The sequence below is a fragment of the Acerihabitans sp. genome (assembly GCF_036398755.1).
Lineage (GTDB): Bacteria > Pseudomonadota > Gammaproteobacteria > Enterobacterales > Enterobacteriaceae > Acerihabitans.
Genome location: NZ_DASWOM010000106.1, coordinates 14,929 through 33,723, shown reverse-complemented (window position 1 = coordinate 33,723; position 18,795 = coordinate 14,929). Strand labels below are relative to the sequence as shown.

The following is an 18,795-nucleotide window of genomic DNA, read 5'->3' as shown; positions in this document are numbered from 1 at the left end:
GGCCGTCAGGGCTGCCATTGCGGTTCCTTGCCGCTGAGCTTACGGTCGAGAAAAAACGCCGCGCTGATAAGGGCCAGATGGGTCAGGGCCTGCGGCGTATTGCCCAGCGGGTAGCCCCGCTGGTCGAACTCTTCGGCATACAGGCCGAGGGGATTGGCATAGCTGAGCAGTTTTTCAAATTCGAAATGCGCTTCCTCCAGACGGTCGGCGCGCGCCAGGCATTCCACATACCAAAAAGAGCAGGCGGCAAAGGCGCCTTCGCGACCGGGCAAGGTATCGGATGGCGTATTTTCGTTATTATAGCGGCGCACCAGGCCGTCCTGGACCAGATTGACCCTGATGGCGTCCAGGGTGGCCAGCCAGTCGGGATCGGTGGCGCCGACAAACCGGAACAGCGGCATCAGCAACATGGACGCGTCCAGGTCGCGACCGTGGCGCGTGGCGGTAAAATGGCCTAGATCCTTATTCCAGAAATGGGTCCAGATATCCTCGCGGATGTCGGTGCGCGCCCGATCCCAGCGATCGTAGGGCATGGGCAGGGAGCGCTTCATCCCCAGACGCAGCGCGCGATCGATGGCGACCCAGCACATCAGCCGGGAGTGCAGGAAATGCTGCGGCTCACCGCGCATTTCCCAAATACCGGCATCCGGCTGGTTCCAGCTTTTGCACACATGATCGATCATGTTGACGATATGCCGCCAGGCCCGGTGCGAAATGGCCTCGCCATATTTATTCGCCAGGTAAACGGCATCCATCAGTTCGCCATAAATATCCAGCTGGAGCTGCCGGTAGGCCTCGTTGCCGATACGCACCGGCGTCGAGCCGGCGTAGCCGGACAGATGCGGCAGGCTGGATTCCGGTAGCTCGGTACCGCTGTCCAGCCGATACATGACCTGAAGCTTATCCGGCTTGAACTGGCTGTTTTCCATGCAGCGGCCGACCCAGCGGGTAAAGGCGCCGGCTTCCTCGGTATAACCCAGGCGCATCAGGGCATAAACGCTAAACGAGGCGTCGCGGATCCAGGCGGCGCGATAGTCCCAGTTGCGCGCCCCCCCAAGGTGCTCCGGCAGGCCGAAGGTGGCGGCGGCGGCGATGGAACCGTGTTTCCAGGAGGTCAGGAGCTTTAGCGCCAGCGCCGAGCGGCTGACCATTTCACGCCAGCGGCCCTTATAGCTACTGGCTTCGCTCCAACGCCGCCAAAAGCGCAGCGTGGTCTCGAAACACCCTTGGGTATTGTCCAGGTTAACCTGCGGATCGCGGGCGCTGCCGAATATAAATTCCGCCTCTTCGCCGGCCTTCAGCACAAAGCGAGCCACGGCGGCATTGCCCGAGGCGGTATGCAGCGGAACGCTTGCCGCCAGGCGCAGGCTCGGCTGGCCCGCGGCGGTAAACACCACCGTTGCGTGGTCCAGGCGGGCGCGGGTGGCCGCGCGGGCATAGTCATGCACCGGCGCGCAGCGCAGCGTAAAGCAAGCCTGGCCCTGGAGCACCTTCAGACGACGTATAATGCGCGGCATGCGGTTTTCATCATCGCAGATCGGCATGAAATCGGTTATTTCCGCCAGCCCGGCGTTGTCCAGCCACCGGGTTTGCAGGATATTGCTCTGCGGCAGGTAAAGCTGCTGCCTGCGGGCCTCGGGCCAATCCGGAGATAAGGTGAATACTCCGGCCGCCTCGGTGTCCAGCAGGGCGCTGAACACCGACGGACTGTCAAGGTCGGGCCAGCAGAAAAAGTCGATGCTGGCGTCAACGGCGACCAGTGCGCAGGTCTGCAAATCGCCGATGATGCCATGTTCCCCAATGCGTCGTATCGCCTCGGTTTTAGGTAATTCAGCCATGTCCCTGATTTCCTGAAAGGCGCGTATGCCGCTAAGTTTAGTCATGTAGAGCTAACTATAGCGCAGGAAGTCAGGCCCGGCCTTTGCGCCCGCGGTCATGCGCGCCAGGCTGAAGATTTAGGCGGTGAAATGATTACGGGAGACGGGCATGAGGGGCCGGTTTTTAGGATAAGCATTTATCAACTGGCTGCCGGCGCAGAAAAATTTTTGCGGAATATAACGATCGAAACCCTTGGCGCGGCAAAAATCCACTAATCCGCTCAAACAGTGCACGCCGGCTTTTTTATAAATCACCAGCAATCTGTTTTCGATGGTTCGGAAAGAGAGATTAAGCTTTTTGGCTATAATTTTACTGCTCATTGATTGCAATGCATAAAATATTACGTCCAGTTCGCCGTCGGAGAATAATTGCTCCGGCGGGAAAAAACAAAAGAACGTGGGCCGCTCGCCGTTGATATGTTTCAGCAGGGAAAAATGTTCAAACTTGCGGGCATGGAAAATAGTGCCGATACATTTGCCGATTTTATGATCAAATAACGGGAATTTATCAAAATAGTAGGGCTGAAGCAGCTGTTCGCTGCCATACCGATGGATTTCCAGCGAACAGAGCCGATCCTTGACCTGCAAGGTGCTGCGGTCATGCTCTTTGAAATGCCAGGCGAATTCCGCAATTGACGAGGGCAGCTGATCGTCCAGGCTGCCTTCGATATTGTGCAGGGATCGTTTTATATTTATCAGGTCATAATAAGCTTTATTTGCATAGGCATAACGTGATTCGATATTCTTGACCCCCCACGGCTCGCTGGAATTATCCCAAAACATCAGGAGCTGCGGCGATATGACGATTGCAAATCGCTCAGCTATCCCAGCAGCGCATTTCATATAAACTTCCATTGGTGAGCCACCTAATTAATCACAACTTGTCTTTATGCCTATCATAATGTTTAAGCATAGTACTGTCCATAGGTGCTAAAAAGATATTGATAGCGAGTGGAAATGCCGGTTCACTATAGAATATTCGGCGTTGAACGCGAGGAGGTCGATATTTCACACATTTATTTTTTATATTTATTTAAATTAATTTAAAGAATTAATTATATAACCAGGAAATATTTAACGCCGAGAAAATATCCGGCGCAATTCACACGATAAGGATATACGTATGGAAAACAGCAATAGGGCCGCCGATGATTACGCCTGTTCCCGCGTCCCCCGCGCGCAGCGCTCCGGTTTTATCACCGTTGCATTGATCCGCATCGGCATCACCACAACCCTGGGGCAATTTCTCCTCGGGGCGATGCTCGGCCATGCCATGACCTTTTACCAGGCGCTCTTCGCCACCTTCCTCGGCAGCCTGATCCTGGAGTTCGTCAGCCTGGGAATGGGGATGGCGGCCGCCAGGGAGGGGTTATCCACCAGCCTGCTGGCCCGGTGGTGCGGTTTCGGCAAGGCGGGCTCGGTGCTGATCGGCGTTATCATCGCCATCAGCCTGTTAGGCTGGTTTGGCGTGCAGAACGCGATTTTTGCCCATGGCGTTGATTATATGCTGGCGGGCAGGCTCGGTTTCGGCTGGTCGGCGGTCATCACCGGCATGACGCTTACCGCCCTGGTCGCCTTCGGTTTTCGCGCCCTGGGCTGGACGGCCATGATATCGGTACCGTTATTCTTTCTGGTGATAGGCTGGATTGCGCTGGAGCTGCTGTCCGGCCATGATCTTGTCGCGCTGGCCGCCGCCGCGCCCGTCGGCGAACCCATGGCGCTGGGTCTGGCGGCCACCAGCGTGGCGGGCGGCTGTATCGTCGGCGCCGTGACCACCGCGGATATCAGCCGCTACTGCAAAAACGGCCGCCATGTCTTCTGGATGATTACCGTCTCGATTCTGGTCGGCGAGTTGGTGGTTAATGGTATTGCCATACTGATTGCCCACGCGCTGCACACCTCGGATGTGGTCGCCGTGATGACGCGTACCGCCGGATGGGTGGGCTTGTCCGCGGTAATCTTGTCGGCGGTGAAAATCAACGACGCCAATTTGTATTCGTCCTCGCTGGGTCTGGCTACCGCTTTCGAAGGCATTACCGGCAGGAAGTGCAGTTTTCGCTGGTTGACGGTCATATTAGGCGCCTGCGGCACCCTGTTGACGCTCTTCGGCATTCTGGAACGATATCAGCATTTCCTGATACTGATGGGCGTGGTCTTTCCTCCGGTGGCCGGCGTCATGGTCTGTGATTATTATCTGCTGCGGACCAGCCGCCGGCTCCTCGACCGCTCCCGCGACCGTCAGACCCTACCGGACCCGGCATTGACCCCCGCCATCGGCTGGTATGCCATTATGGCCTGCGTGGTCGGGAGCGTGACCGGCCTTCTATTGGACGCCGGAATTGCGGCGCTTAATTCGTTAATGGCTTCCATTATTGTCTATTGGATAATGTGCAGTATCAAATCAAGATGCTTTGCCAATAAGCAATAGCCTGGCCGCCGACGGGTAAAAATCAATACTCTTGTCTGAACGCGTTTATGGGTGCGGGACAGTCCCCGGCCATAAACGCTTCGCTAATCTTACGCATAATTTTTTAAAGGTTGCGGTAAAATGAATATACTGTTCAGGTAAGATTTAAAGTAACCTGTCAATGTAATGGCGACATTTGATTCCATGCCATAAACTGCCATGCCGTTCATCACCGGTATATCACAATTAGCCCCTATCAACTAATTCACGTGGTAGAGTACTTTCTACTCGATAATAAATGTGTTTAAATGCGTGGCTATTTTAACGTCATAACATCATACATTTGCCGGTGCAGGAGAAGACGCATGTGTAAATTCAGCCCCTGCTTCTATGAGTTTCTTTTTGACAGTAATATTGAGTTCATTAAGAAGCCTGATGGAAATACAATAATTTTTGGCGCCTTGAATTTAACCCATACGGGTATCAGGCATATTCCGCGAAAATTGATAATTGTTAATTCGCTCATTATGAGATATTGTGACATCGAATCGCTTCCCGAGGGGTTGCAGGTATTTGATGATTTGGATTTGAAAAATACGCCTATTACCCGATTACCGCAGGACCTGCATGTGGGGGGAAGCATCTTCCTGGAAAACTCGCAGCTCAGCGAGTTGCCGGACAATTTCGAGATCGACGGCGGCCTGGATCTTGAAAATACGCCGATTAGAAAGCTGCCGAGCAATCTGTGCGTGGGTGATTATCTGAATATTCAGGGGACCAATATTACCGATTTGCCGGAAGATCTTTATGTGGGGCAAAGTTTATTGCTGGATAGCGAAAAAATCAGCGTTAACCAGGGATACCGGAATATTCTGGCCAGCGGCGTTATCTGGCCGAAGGAACGTCAATATATTAACAAGAATGTTAAGTTATTAACAAAGGTCGGCAATGCCGAATCCAGGCACCAGCACCGGGCTTTCCTTAGGCGCGCCGTTCGGTTAAACCGCGATGAACGTCTTGCCTGAAACGTCTGCGCGAACCGCTTGTACCTTATAGCCTGGCTTGTTATTAATATTTCTTATGGCGATATTAAAAAAATGAGGGTGGGTGGCGCCATTCCCGCGTCTGGTTTTATAAAATAGACCGGTCATACTTCAAGTCACCTTCCTGCGACTCGGCGTATTTAGGGTATAGTCGTGGGCAACGTATTCCCTATGTGTCTACTCCCCGGCGTACTGTCGCCGGGGGGCAATTATCGCCACGGAGACAGCGTTATGACTCACTTTATCAACGGCAGCTGGCGCAACGGCAACGGCGAGCATTTTACCAAGCTCTGCCCGGTCGGCGGCGCGCTGTTATGGCAAGGGCAGGCAGCCGACGCGCAACAGGTGGATGAGGCGTGCCAGGCCGCGCGCGCCGCGTTTCCCGCCTGGGCCGGGCGTCCGCTGTCCGAGCGCATCGGGCTGTTGCGGGCATTTGCCGATGTGCTTTTGCAGCGCAAAACGGAACTGGCGACCACGATTGCCCGCGAGACCAGCAAGCCCCTGTGGGAAAGCCTGACCGAAGTCCAGGCCATGATCAATAAAATCGCCATTTCCCAGACGGCTTACCAGGCGCGGACCGGAGAGACCGCCGAGCCGCTGGGCGACGGCCAGTCCAGCTTACGTCACCGGCCGCACGGCGTGCTGGCGGTATTCGGTCCCTATAACTTTCCGGGTCATTTGCCCAACGGCCATATCGTGCCGGCGCTGCTGGCCGGCAATACCCTGGTGTTTAAACCCAGCGAACTGACGCCGATGACCGCCGAACTGACCCTGCGCCTGTGGCAGGAAGCGGGACTGCCGCCGGGCGTCATCAACCTGCTGCAAGGCGGCCGGCAGACCGGCATGGCGCTGGCGCAATCCCTGGAGACCGACGGGCTGCTGTTTACCGGCAGCGCCCATACCGGTTATCAGCTGCATCGGCAGCTGGCCGGCCGGCCGGAAAAAATGCTGGCGCTGGAAATGGGCGGCAATAACGCCCTGATTGTCGAACAAGCGGACGACGTGGACGCGGCGGTAAACGTTATTATCCATTCAGCCTTTATCTCCGCCGGCCAGCGCTGTACCTGCGCCCGGCGTCTGCTGGTCAGGCGCGGGGCGGCGGGCGATGCGCTGCTGCGACGCCTGGCGACGGTAAGCGCGGCGCTGCGGATCGGCGCCTGGGACAGCCAGCCGCCGCCTTTCATGGGGGGCGTGATAAGCCCGCAGGCGGCCGCTAATCTCATCAAAGCGCAGCAGTGGCTACTGGCGGCCGGCGGCACGGCGCTGCTGGCCATGCGCCAGCCGCGGCCGGACAGCAGCCTGCTGACTCCGGGCATTATCGATATCACCGCCGTGGCGGACGCGCCGGATGAGGAATATTTTGGTCCGCTGTTGAGCGTTATCCGCTATGACGAATTTGATGAGGCCATTCAAATAGCCAATCACACCCGCTTCGGGCTGGCCATGGGATTGATTTCGCCCCATCGCCAGCATTTTGACCGGCTGCTGCTCGAAGCCCGCGCAGGTATCGTCAATTGGAATAAGCCGCTGACCGGCGCCGCCAGCAGCGCGCCGTTCGGCGGCATCGGCGCGTCGGGCAACCATCGCCCCAGCGCGTTTTACGCGGCTGATTATTGCGCCTGGCCGATGGCGTCGCTGACCAGCGAGCGACTGAGCCTGCCGGATCAGCTGGCGCCTGGGCTGTCGTTTCCCGGCTGACGCCCGTGGCGGGCCAGGAGCAACGCCGTATTTTTACCGCTGACCCTGGCGCTAAACGCTGATATGATTGCCGGATTCATGGCTATATTTTCACGACGGCACATTACGGGCTCAGCCTAAGGCGGGGATATGGATATCAACAGGGGTTTCGCGACGGCGGCGTTCTGCGCACTGCTCAGCGCCTGCGCGCCGCAGCCTAACGGACGCGAGGCGCAGACGCCGGCGCCGCGCGCGGGCATGCAAAACGCCGCGCCGTCCTGCCCCAACCCGGGCGATGTGACCGGCATGGAATATTATCAGTCCACCAGGCAGGCCTACCTGGACGCGGGCATGGATGAGGAAATGAGCACCTATCTCGCCCATACCGCCACCAGCATGATGAGCTGCATCTGGCAACAGGAGTTCAGTCAGTTTTCGGGCCGGACCTGTTCGGTGGAGCTTGATTTCTCCGGCACGACGCCCGCCAGGCATTTTTCCGGCGATCCGGCGTTTTGCGCCTTTATCCGGCGGCAGATCGCCCCATTGCCCCTCATTGCGCCGCCCGCCGCCTATTTGCAGCAGCGTAAAAAACTGTCGATTGATTTCACACCCGGCTAACGGCTCCTTTTGGCCGCTCAGACATTGCGTTTGGTAAATTCCTGGCCCAGCCAGTCGATGAACACCCGCACACGCGGCGATAGCTGGCGGCTGCGCGGGTAGAGCAGCGATACCGGTATCGGCGGGGAGGGATAATCCGCCAGCAGGGGCCGCAGGGTGCCGCGCGCCAGATCGTCGGCGACGTGGTAGCGCGGCACCTGGATAATGCCCAGGCCCAGCCGCGCCGCCGCCACCAGGCTCTCGGCGCCGGTTACCGATACCGTAGCCGGCAAGGTCCGGCTAAGCGGGGCGCCGCCCGAGGTGAATTCCAGCGGCATCAGCGAGCCGGTGGCGGACGAACGGAAGCCGACCATCCTGTGACCCTCCAGGTCCGCCGGCGACGCCGGCAGGCCGAATCGCTTGATATAGTCCGGCGAAGCGCAAACGGCCTCCTCCAGCACCCCTAGCCGTCGCGCCACCATATCGCTGTCTTTAAGCTTACCCACCCGCAGCACGCAATCAATGCCTTCGCGCACCAGATCCACCAGCCGATCGCCTTCGCTCATGAAAAACTCGATCTCGGGATAGCGCGCCAGAAAATCCGGCAGGCCCGGCAGCAGAAAATGACGCGCCAGCGTGCCGTGGACATCCACACGCAGCTGTCCCCGGGGCCGCGCGCCGCTAAAGGCGGTTTCCGCGTCTTCCACCGCCGCCAGGATCAGCAGGCAACGCTGATAATAGGCTTCCCCGTCCAATGTCGGACTGACGTGGCGGGTGGTGCGGTGCAGCAATCTGACCCGCAGCCGGCTTTCCAGCTGCTTGACGGCATCGGTGGCGGTGGAGCGCGGTATGGCCAAATCCTGCGCCGCCAGCGTAAAGCTGCGCTGCTCCACCACCCGGGCAAAGAGTCGCATGGCATCGTATCTGTCCACCCTATTGTTTCCATTTTTCGGATAGTGTTGGCGAATAATAGGGCATTATCCGGTAAAGGAAAAGGTCCATACTCTTTTTACCGGCCCACAATAGGGTGCGCCGGCAACCCTTCATCAGGAGAACAGCATGAACCCTTCATCAACGCGCGTCGCCATCGTTACCGGCGCCTCAAGAGGAATCGGCGCCGCCATCGCCAAGCGTCTGGCTCATGACCGCTATACCGTCATCGTTAACTACTCGCGCCAGCAGGATGAAGCCGACGCGTTGGTCGCCCACATCACGCAGAACGGCGGACGCGCCCTTAGCGCCCAAGGGGATGTCAGCGACCCGGCCACTTTTACCACGCTGTTTGATCGGGCAGAAGACGCTTTCGGCGGCGTGGATGTTCTGGTCAACAACGCCGGCATCATGAATCTCAGCACCCTGGCGGACAGCGACGACACGCTGTTCGACCGGCAAATAGCCATTAACCTTAAAGGCACCTTCAATGGCCTGCGTGAAGGCGCGCGGCGTCTGCGCAACGGCGGCAGCATCATTAATTTTTCCACAAGCGTCGTCGGCCTGCGGCTGGAAACCTACGGCGTCTATGCCGCCACCAAGGCGGCGGTGGAAACCCTGACCGCCATCCTGGCCAAAGAGCTGCGCGGCCGTGCGATCAACGTCAATGCGGTGGCCCCCGGCCCTACGGCAACCGACCTGTTTTTACATGGCAAACCGCAGGAAGTGATTGACCGCATGGCCAAAATGGCGCCGCTGGAACGGCTGGGCACGCCTGAGGATATCGCCGCCGTCGTGGCGTTCCTGGCGGGACCGGACGGTTCCTGGATTAACGGCCAGGTACTGCGCGCCAACGGCGGTCTGATCTAACGCTATTCCATCCATCATTTATATTTTATGAGGCCTTAACATGAAATACGTGATTGTGATTACCGGCGCCTCCAGCGGTTTTGGCGCACTGACCGCGCGGGCTTTGGCCGCGGCCGGACATATCGTCTACGCCGGCATGCGTGAAACCACCGGACGCAACGCGCCGCAGGTCGCTGATCTCCAACTGCACGCGGCGCGGCAGGGCGTCGATCTGCGCGCGGTGGAGCTGGACGTGGCGTCGGATGCGTCGGTGCAGGCCGGTATCGCCGGCATTATCAAGGAATGCGGCCGTCTGGATGTGGTTGTCCACAACGCCGGGCATATGTCGTTCGGCCCGGCGGAGGCGTTTACGCCCGAGCAATTCGCCGAGCTTTACGACGTCAATGTACTGAGTACCCAGCGGGTAAACCGCGCCGCCCTGCCGCAATTGCGCAAACAGGGCAGGGGATTGGTCATGTGGGTGTCGTCCAGCAGCGCCAGGGGAGGGACCCCGCCTTACCTGTCGCCTTATTTCGCCGCCAAGGCGGCGATGGATTCCCTGGCCGTGTCCTATGCCGCGGAATTGAGCCGCTGGGGCATTGAAAGCAGTATTATCGTGCCGGGCGCCTATACCCGCGGCACCAACCACTTCGCCCACTCGGGCGTGCCGGCCGACGCGCCGCGCGCCGCGGAATATGATAGCGGACCTTATGCCGGGCTTGCCGAGCAGAGCCTGCGGGGATTGGCTTCCCTGGAACCTGAGGATGCCGATGTGGCCGAAGTGGCCCGGGCCATGGTACGGGTAGTGGATATGCCCTTCGGCACCCGGCCGTTTCGCGTCCATATCGATCCGTCACAGGACGGCTGTGAAGTGGTAAACGGCGTGGCGGATCGGGTGCGCGCGGAATTGTTCCGCCGTATCGGCCTGGACGATTTACTTAAGCCACGGGCTGACTAGAACCGCAGGGCGATAAAATGACAACCATTGAATCACCGTCGCAGCGGTTGGCGACGGTGATAGTAATCACGCGTAGGGCCACAAAGGTAGCGTATGATTGGTAGCCTGCGCCGGCATGGGATAAATCATTTCCGCCAGGGGCCTGAGTGAATTCACAGAAAGCAGAATATCAAAATAACACTGCAAATAAAATTCATCTCCTTCCGAAATATAGTCCTGATACTCTCTGAGTATTTGGTAAATTTTTTTTTCATCCTCACTGTCCAACTGATTTCGATAAAGGCCGGTAAATTCATAAAAATTCATATCACGAATGATCAGCCGGGCGATATCGCTTAAGATGGCGGGCAGGAAATTGACATTCCTTTTGATACGGGCACTATTCAGCGATTTTCTGATTGTGATGAGCATTTCGATCATATCGGCAAAACGTCGTAGCGTTTTCTTGATTTTGCCAGGTTCTTTAGCCTTAAGCGTATGCATCGTCGCGGCGTGGGGTTCCTGAGATTCAATCGTCGCCGGTGAAAAACGGGTACTCCAGTGGGGCTGGCGTTGTTTGATGCGATCGGTTTTTAAATACGGCCGTAACTGGATATCGACCCTCAGCTCATTGGCCAGGGTCTGTCCCCGATGGGAAAAGGACGTTACACCGTCAAAAACAGTCATTATGTCGATGCATTGCACCCGGGTCAGCGCCGGAAGTTCAGTACGAATATATAATAGTCCGCGAATGATATGCGCCATTTCCCCGGTATCGAGCGGATAGATATTATCCGGCACCGCTTCCATTTTAAGCGTCAGCAGCGTTGGATCGTCGCCTGACGCCACTAGCGTCCAGGTACTCTGGGTCAGTATTTTTTCCCTGGCCGCCGCGAAGGTTTCGCCAATTTCGGCTTCGCCCGGCAACGCGTCTTGGGCGCGGGTTTGATATGCCAGTCTGTCCACCATGACGGTTTCATTGGCCGGTGCGTTGAAGGGATTGCCCGCCAACAGGGTATATTGCTCCGATGTGTTTCTCACCGTGAGTTTGCCGTCGGCAAAAAAACCCATTTCTTCGGCTAAAATGATGGAAGGCCCGGTATCAAATAGCGGATCAAATAGATTATTGCCGACGCCGGCAAAGCGTCCATCACCTACGCTTAACAATAAATGACTTAAAAAAACCTCATCATAAAATATGGCCAGCAATTTTCCTGGCTTGATTTTTAACATATCATTTATTTCCATAATTTCGATGCTGTCAGACATATATCCTTGATTAGGGTAATTTTGCCCCAAGGCTAACGTAACTTTTTGCCGCATTTCGTCGGTTTCAGAATTATTAAGTATTTTCGCTTCTTTAAGAATTAAAAAAGGAAAGGTCACATTCATATTATAATTTACAGGTATGTGCGAATGATGTTTGAAAGAAGAAATAGTGCTACGCGCCGCTGATAAAATCGAGGGGGCATGGTGATAAGCGATGGGTAATTGATCCCTATCGTAGCGATAATGATACTTAATCACAGCGGTGGTATACCATATCGGTTGTCTTAACAACAGCGCCCCCCTTACGAATTTACCGGGTTCGCCGGCCTCATTATAGGGAAATGCAATAGCAGACTTTATTTTGGTGAAATCTTTATATTTAATCAAAGGGTAGTCGCTGCTGATGGTTTTTTTTATCAGGAAGGCCCACTCGGGTTCAGTAAAAACTTGCCGGTCATCAATAAGGCCGGCGCCATAAGGGCGGAGATGCACCATATCGACAATATAATAATAATTACTGATTCTTAACGCTATGACAATATGATCAACCGGCGAGCGGTCGTGTTCGTTTTGCCACAAACGCAGCATGCGGTAAGCGACCTTTACTTCCGCATCGGTAATTAATCCGGTGATAAAACCACGCAGTATAGTATTGACATATTCATCAGTCCCCTGTTTGAAAACTTCATTAAATTTTTCTTTATTTACCAGGCTTTCAGAAAAGTCGGTTAACATTTTACTGATGTCACTGTTTTGGTCAAATAATTCTTTCATATGCGGTGTGTAATCATTTAACATGAGTTCCAGCATGAAAATGCACAATCCCTTGTTATTGCCATTATTGCCATTATTGCCATTATGGCCTTGAGCAAAATTTATACCGCGTAAGGGTTCCACATTGAACCTGTCGGCCTCTTCCCTTAGATGCCTGGTCCGGCGGCCCAATGCGCCTGAACGGGTGGTCAAGGGAAATCGCTCGTTTTCCAAAAAATAGGCGGCGGCCCATTTGCCTTGATCATTTCTATACATAGGTATGGCACAATTAGAATTAATGACCTCGGTGGGTTTAACGACTCGCCATGATTTTATGGCCGCATCCCATATAACCTGAAAAAAATGATCGTCTATTTGAATAAAATTTTGCGTGGTGTCTTGCCCTTGTTCCAGGATAAATATGCCGTCGTTATTTTTTTTCATGAGAAATTTTTCATCAATATCAGCAGACCAAAGGATAAATTTGGTCATTCTTTTTTCCATATTATTAAGTATGAAATTGCTGATCCATGTTATAACCGAAGCCATATTTGTCGAAAGGTGTTTTTTAACCTTTTTTGAAAATATAGTATGAATGGGTAAGGGGTTTAAATAATCCAAAAGACTGTTTACTATCGAACCTGAGCTTTTTCTGGCTATAGAGGGTAATTCCTCCACCAATTTCTTTGACACCGCCCGGTTCAACTGCTTGATGGGCATGGTATCAATATGTGCAATTTCCAATAACCGCTTGTATAGCACGCCCGATCCTTTGGCGGCGCTTTTTGTTAACTGGGCTAGCATAAATGCCAGATCAAAGGTGTCGAATATAACTTCCAGACCATCTATTTTATTGTCGGGATCATGCCACTCTTTCCAGAGTATTTCATAGAAGGGTATTAACGCCAACAGTTCTTGCCACCACTTTTTTATGCGTAAAGATTTTTTTAATTGTGTGATTATTTCTTCTAATAATTGGGCATTCCAATAGTCCATAACTTCCATCAGCGTGTTATATTCATCTTTTCCTTTTCCCGCCACCAGCACATAATCCGGTTTTCTAAAGCTGATAATATCCTCCTCGGGTTCAATCAGGAAAAGGCTTAATGGTGATACCCGGAATGCAGTTCTGTTATAAGGCATATCAAACAGACGCAATACTTCATCGGTTGATATGGGGATTTTACGGCGGTTATTCCAGTTGATATTAAAATTGCTTTGTTTATGCTCATTCATCATATGGTTTAACAGGTCACTGTTCTCGTCAAAGGGGAGTTCTTTGATAAACGGCGCGCTAAAAAGTGATGAAGTCATAATCCACTTGTGGCTATAGGTCCTGATCAGTGAAAACGTGCCGAAATTATTATTTGGCTCAAAAATATCTCTATTAGGTGATAAAGAATTGCTGACGTAATTTCTTGAATAGATTTTAAAAGTAAATACTTCCTTAGGAGGATAAATTATATCAAGGTAATCTATTTCAGCGTGAGCGAGGGTTTTATAGGTAAAGGTTTTGGCCTCCTGTTGTAAAGAATAATCTTTATATTGATTGAACTGTAAGAAAAATTCCCGGGAGGAATTAAATTCATCCGACGGTTTTAAATTAAATATTTTATTATAATTGTCAGCGTAACGAGCCTCGAAATCATGGGAAATTAACCTTTTAGCCTCTTGGAAATCCTTGAAAATAAATAGTGAATTTAATCTGCTTAATTGTTCAGGGCGGACATGATGATAGTCTATGTACCAATAGATCGCCGCCCTTAACAACAATCCAACATCGCCCGAGGTAACACGAATAAAATATTGATTAAGAATTTCCTGCTGGGATAGTTTTGCGGTGTCGCTGGGGAATGCCATATTCATGGCCTGGATTTTGGCCTCCGCCAGCCGTTGTTCATCCGTTTTGCTGCCTAACAGCACCTGTTCGTGCTGATGTTCTTCCACTACATCTATCAAGAAAGTTTGCAGTTCTTCAAGGAAACTCAACAATAAAATACATTCTTTATCATATTTAATCTGATCAAATAAATCATTTACCCATTGTAGGTTTTGCGCATATAAAGGATTTTCAATGCGTTCCAGGTTGGTGGCGGCGCTTTTTTCGAGGTAATGTAATGTTTCTTTATAAGGCCGTAAGCTATCGTCTTGCCATCGTTCTCCTGGGGTAGCCGGATGTGTACGATAAAACTCGATATCACGCACCAGCCGGCCGATGTGAGGGTGAGAGTGATCACTGCCCTGAATAAACTCCACAATTTGATTCGCCAGCAGTTCCGCAAGCTCTTCTTCATTTAATGGCGGTTCCGGCATGTCAAACAGGCCTCTGTATTCCGTCAATTCGCCGGGTATGATCAGGTAGTTCCCTTGCATGCTCAGGCCATTATTCCTACTGTACTCGAATATATAATAAAAAAAACGCCTGATAAGAATACGGCCGAGATTGGAAGGTTGTTCCGTAAGCGCTTCAAGATAGAGTTCACGGGTATTAAAATAGCTGATTCTGTCAATCAACGAAATGGAATCGCTAAACAACAGTTTTTCATACTTCTGCTGCGCTTCCTGCATTATCAATAGCATGGCATACTTGTCTTTGTGATATTTAACGTGTTCTTCCGGCGCTTCCTTAATCTGCTGCTGCAGGTTTTTTTTTGCATCGGCATAGGAGAGACCATTTTTTGCATCGATTAACTCACTTATCATCGTAAAATTTATTCCATTCATTGCCTGATCCATTTGCTGGCTAAATCGTGGGAAAAAATCGGTGATCTTCTTATATTCATTAAAATAGTCCCGATAGAAATCCATATCCTTTGATTTTTGTGTTACAGACTTAATGCATTTATCTATATTATTTTCAATATAACTTTTTATCATTATAATGTCTGCAAACTGAACGGTATTTTTGAGATAGGATGCATCATTAAATAATTCCGCTATTTTATCGTATAAAAATCCGTTCAACCCGAACATCCATCCCAGGGAGTATATTTTTTCTTTCGCCAGCGGAATATATTGCTGTTTAATGGCGGTATATAAATCCTTTGAGATGTGATTGGCGATATGTAAATTTGTTTCACAGATAGTATTATTTTCCCCTTCGGCGTTGTCCGGCATTGGCATGGCCGGCACAAGTGGATTGGCGCGCGCGTGGTGCTGTGCAGCGTTTTCGATTGACCGCCGGGTCCGACGGTGCCATGGCGGGCCGGCTTGCCACACCGGTATCGGCAGCGTAAAACCATCGCGGCCTGGCGTGTGGGTTAAACCCCTGGGCGCCTGCGACGCCGCGCTTTTCGGCGCGGGAGGGGTACGGGCGCCCAGGGGGAACGCTGGCGCCGCCGCACAGCCAAAGGCGATGCCCGCGAGATGTTCCAGCAGGCAGGCCATGCTTTCCCGCCGGTTATGTCCGCCGTAGGGTCCCGGAGCATAGACTTTTATTGCCGCGGATGAACGGGGTATTTTTTTATTATAGACTTTGCTAATTATTGGATAATTACTATAAATCTCTGGGGGGTTGTGATGGGTTATTATATTAAGGCTGGAATCATTATATGCGATGGAATTAGACTGATTAAAGATTTTTATCAAAATATTATCTCCAATAAATTTATTTTCCCACTACCGGTGACGAAACGGAGCAATGCCTGAAAATGCCATCATGTCCTATGGCGTTGGGTGGAAGGCTTATTGAAACATCTTGATAAGGAAAGGGCAGTGAAGGAATTTTCAAATTATTGTTAACAAAAAGGCGCTTGTTATCGAATACGGCCAAACGCCTGTGCCGTAGCTCAGTGCAGCCACAGACGCAATAGGGCCGTCAGCGCCGGCAATTGCGATAGCAGATAGAGCGCCAATCCGATAAACCCGCCCACCAGCGTGCCGTTGATCCGGATAAACTGCAAATCCTTGCCGATGTTCAGTTCGATTTGCCGCGACATATCCCGCGCGTCCCAGCTTTTCACCGTATCGCTGATATGTTGGGTAAGGAATGCGGAAAAATCGGGCGCCATGCGCAGGGCCGCCTGCTCCAGGTGCAGGTTTAGCGAAGCGCGCAGGTTGGCATCCCCCGCCAGCGTACGCCCCAGCCACAGGCCCGCATCGGCGACCCTGCCGTGCAACACCGAGCCGGGACCGGCCAGGTCCGCTTTGAGCCAGCCACGCAGATCGCCCCAGAGGCCGCTGATATAGGTATTCAACACTTCATCGTTTTTCAGGTAATGCTTGATTTCTTCCGCCTTTCTGGCGGTCGCGGGATCCTGTTTCAGCCGCGCGATCAATTTTTGCGCCAGCCGGTCGAAACGCCGGCGCAGTTCATGCCCACGGTCGCGGCTAATTTCATCAAGCCAGGTATTCACCGCATTGGCCACGGCGGTGGCGCTGTGTTCGCCGAGCCATTCCGTGGGCAGCACCTTTTCTTTTAGCGGATGCTCACGCTTAAGCCACAGGATTATCTGGTCGGCAATCAGCGCGCGGGTGGCGGGTTTGTTGAGCAGCTTGACCAACTGGCGCAGCGCCGCATCCAGCAAATCCTGGTGCCGGCCGTCCTTGGTCAGGCTGTCCAGTATGGCGCCGACCGAGGCGGACAGGTCTATCTTATCGATTACCGCATCCAGGGCCTGGCGGATAAAACCCTGTATGCGCTTATCATCGGTAAAATCGAGCAGGGCGCGCATCAATTGTAAGATCTGGCCGCCCAGACGGTCTGCGTTGGCGGGATCGGTTAGCCAGCCGGCGATGGTCTGCGCCGGATCGTGTTTCTTGATAAGTCCGGTAAGGGATGACGTATCAAGAAATTTTTCCCGCACGAAGACCGCCAGGTTGTCGGCGATTTTATTTTTATTGCGCGGAATAATGGCGGTGTGGGCGGCGATAAACGGGATTGGCACCCGCCTGAACAGGGCGACCACGGCAAACCAGTCGGCCAGGGCGCCGACCATGGCCGCCTCGGCGATAGCCTTGAGCCCATCGCGCCAAAAACCGGGCGTGATAAACAAGGTGGCGATAAAGACGCCGGCGGCAAGCGTTAATAACAGTAACGCCATCCGTTTGATTTTAGTAAGTTCCGTTTGTTTCGTCATAAGGCATAGGTTTTGGCATCAATCGGGTGGCGTTGGCGCGCTTAAGCCGGTGATCAGTCGCCGACGGACCTGCTGAAGGCGTCCACCGCAATCAGGGCATGAGCCACTTCCTGCGCGGTGAGGTTAACGTTTAAATTCCTTAACGTATCTCCTTCGGCACAGGCCAGTTCTCCGATTTTTACCAGATTCTCGAAGCTTTCGTTTTCTAAATGGATTTCCTTAAGCGTAGTCGGCATTTTGATCTGGCGATAAAAACGAATAAAACGGGCGATTTCCTCATCCGGACGCTGTTCCAGCACCATATGCGTGAGCGTGCCGTAGGCCACTTTTTCGCCGTGGGTCAGGTGATGGATATCCCCTTTGACGGCGGTAAAACCGTTATGGATGGCATGGGCACCGGCCAGTCCGCCGTTTTCAAATCCAAGGCCGGAAAGCAGGGTGTTGGCTTCCACCACCGCTTCGACGGCGGGGGTGACCACATGGAGTTCCACGGCTTTATAGGCGCTGTAGCCATAGGCCAGCAGCGTTTCCTCGCAGGCACGGGCAATGGCCATGCCGGCGATGGTCGGTTTGCCGCCCACCATTGACAGCGCATTGGTGCGTTTTACCGCCTGCGCCTCGACATAGGTCGCCAGACCGTCGGCTATGCCGGAGGCGAACAACCGTACCGGCGCCTGCGCGCAGACTTCGGTATCCACCAGCACCAGGTCGGGGTTTTTGTTATAGAACCTGTAGGTATCGAACACGCCTTCGTCGGTGTATATCACCGAAAGGGCGCTACAAGGCGCGTCGGTTGAGGCGACCGTCGGCACAATGGCCACCCGTTGCTGGAGTTCGTCCGCCACCGCCTTGGCGGTATCGAGCGTTTTGCCGCCGCCCAGGCCCACCACAATATCGGTGCCGGCGGCGCGGGCGATATTTGCCAGGCGCAGGATTTCGTTGCCGGAGGCTTCGCCGTTAAACCGTTCATAGGACAAACCGACGCCCGCATGTTCAAGAGTAGTCTTAACGCGTTTAGCGGTAATTTCCCATACGATATCGTCGGCTATTACAAAGGCTTTGGCGCCAAGCCGGGCCAGGGATGTTCCCAGGTCGTCAAGTACTCCACGGCCCTGAACATATTTGCCGGGCGATGCAAAAATAAAATCACTCATGCTTTTGACCTCTGGTGTGATGGAAGACTTACTATTAATCATTAATCATTAAGCGTTATGCCGCGTAATACCATTGATGCGGTGCGTACAACCGGCATAATTTCTGCCCGGCGGTTTTCGCCGGGTTGACGAAGAATTGTAGTACAAAAAAGCCAGCATTTTGTTGCGAAAAGGAACGGATATGTTTCCAGCCAAGACCCGCGAAATACAGGCTCATATTTCTC

The 18,795-nt window shown here is 53.2% G+C and carries 13 protein-coding genes; 6 read left to right on the top strand and 7 right to left on the bottom strand.

Translation table 11 applies throughout. The features are described from left to right. Positions 1-5 precede the first annotated feature (5 nt). Together VGC33_RS17385 and VGC33_RS17380 are read right to left on the bottom strand one after the other, a co-directional pair. Positions 6-1,838, bottom strand: coding sequence for a glycoside hydrolase family 15 protein (locus VGC33_RS17385; protein WP_331122028.1), 1,833 nt, complete (start codon positions 1,836-1,838; stop codon positions 6-8). Positions 1,839-1,955: 117 nt separating this feature from the next. Beyond that, positions 1,956-2,660 carry a helix-turn-helix transcriptional regulator gene (locus VGC33_RS17380; protein ID WP_331122027.1) on the bottom strand — a complete coding sequence of 235 codons (705 nt, stop codon included), beginning with the start codon at positions 2,658-2,660 and terminating at the stop codon, positions 1,956-1,958. Between the two features lie 340 nt (positions 2,661-3,000). On the opposite strand from VGC33_RS17380, the gene VGC33_RS17375 reads away from it, so the two are divergent. The 4 genes from VGC33_RS17375 (at position 3,001) to VGC33_RS17360 (ending at position 7,622) form a co-directional block, all read left to right on the top strand. Continuing rightward, positions 3,001-4,305: a purine-cytosine permease family protein gene (locus VGC33_RS17375; protein ID WP_331122026.1), complete on the top strand. Its 1,305-nt coding sequence runs from the start codon at positions 3,001-3,003 to the stop codon at positions 4,303-4,305. A gap of 344 nt (positions 4,306-4,649) precedes the next feature. Continuing rightward, positions 4,650-5,309, top strand: a complete 660-nt coding sequence (locus VGC33_RS17370) for a hypothetical protein (protein WP_331122025.1) — start codon at positions 4,650-4,652, stop codon at positions 5,307-5,309. 249 nt (positions 5,310-5,558) lie between these two features. After that, positions 5,559-7,025, top strand: coding sequence for a succinylglutamate-semialdehyde dehydrogenase (astD, locus tag VGC33_RS17365; RefSeq protein WP_331122024.1), 1,467 nt, complete (start codon positions 5,559-5,561; stop codon positions 7,023-7,025). Positions 7,026-7,154: 129 nt separating this feature from the next. After that, positions 7,155-7,622: a hypothetical protein gene (locus tag VGC33_RS17360; RefSeq protein WP_331122023.1), complete on the top strand. Its 468-nt coding sequence runs from the start codon at positions 7,155-7,157 to the stop codon at positions 7,620-7,622. A 17-nt stretch (positions 7,623-7,639) separates the two neighbouring features. Here VGC33_RS17360 and VGC33_RS17355 read toward each other — a convergent pair whose 3' ends face one another. Beyond that, a complete protein-coding gene (locus tag VGC33_RS17355) occupies positions 7,640-8,533 on the bottom strand; it encodes a LysR family transcriptional regulator (RefSeq protein ID WP_331122022.1) in 894 nt (297 codons plus the stop codon). A gap of 127 nt (positions 8,534-8,660) precedes the next feature. Between VGC33_RS17355 and VGC33_RS17350 the strand changes: the two genes are divergently transcribed. After that, positions 8,661-9,401, top strand: a complete 741-nt coding sequence (locus VGC33_RS17350; RefSeq protein ID WP_331122021.1) for an SDR family oxidoreductase — start codon at positions 8,661-8,663, stop codon at positions 9,399-9,401. A gap of 40 nt (positions 9,402-9,441) precedes the next feature. After that, positions 9,442-10,338 (top strand): SDR family oxidoreductase, encoded by an 897-nt coding sequence (locus tag VGC33_RS17345; RefSeq protein WP_331122020.1) that lies wholly within the window; start codon positions 9,442-9,444, stop codon positions 10,336-10,338. 66 nt (positions 10,339-10,404) lie between these two features. On the opposite strand, the gene VGC33_RS17340 is transcribed toward VGC33_RS17345, so the two are convergent. The 4 genes from VGC33_RS17340 to VGC33_RS17325 form a co-directional block, all read right to left on the bottom strand. Continuing rightward, a complete protein-coding gene (locus tag VGC33_RS17340; protein ID WP_331122019.1) occupies positions 10,405-15,726 on the bottom strand; it encodes a hypothetical protein in 5,322 nt (1,773 codons plus the stop codon). A 401-nt stretch (positions 15,727-16,127) separates the two neighbouring features. Beyond that, on the bottom strand, positions 16,128-17,417 hold the full coding sequence (locus VGC33_RS17335; protein WP_331122018.1) for a DUF445 domain-containing protein: 1,290 nt from the start codon (positions 17,415-17,417) through the stop codon (positions 16,128-16,130). A 53-nt stretch (positions 17,418-17,470) separates the two neighbouring features. Then, a complete protein-coding gene (locus VGC33_RS17330; RefSeq protein ID WP_331122017.1) occupies positions 17,471-18,571 on the bottom strand; it encodes a glycerol dehydrogenase in 1,101 nt (366 codons plus the stop codon). Positions 18,572-18,626: 55 nt separating this feature from the next. After that, a complete protein-coding gene (locus VGC33_RS17325) occupies positions 18,627-18,788 on the bottom strand; it encodes a hypothetical protein (RefSeq protein ID WP_331122016.1) in 162 nt (53 codons plus the stop codon). Positions 18,789-18,795 lie beyond the last annotated feature (7 nt).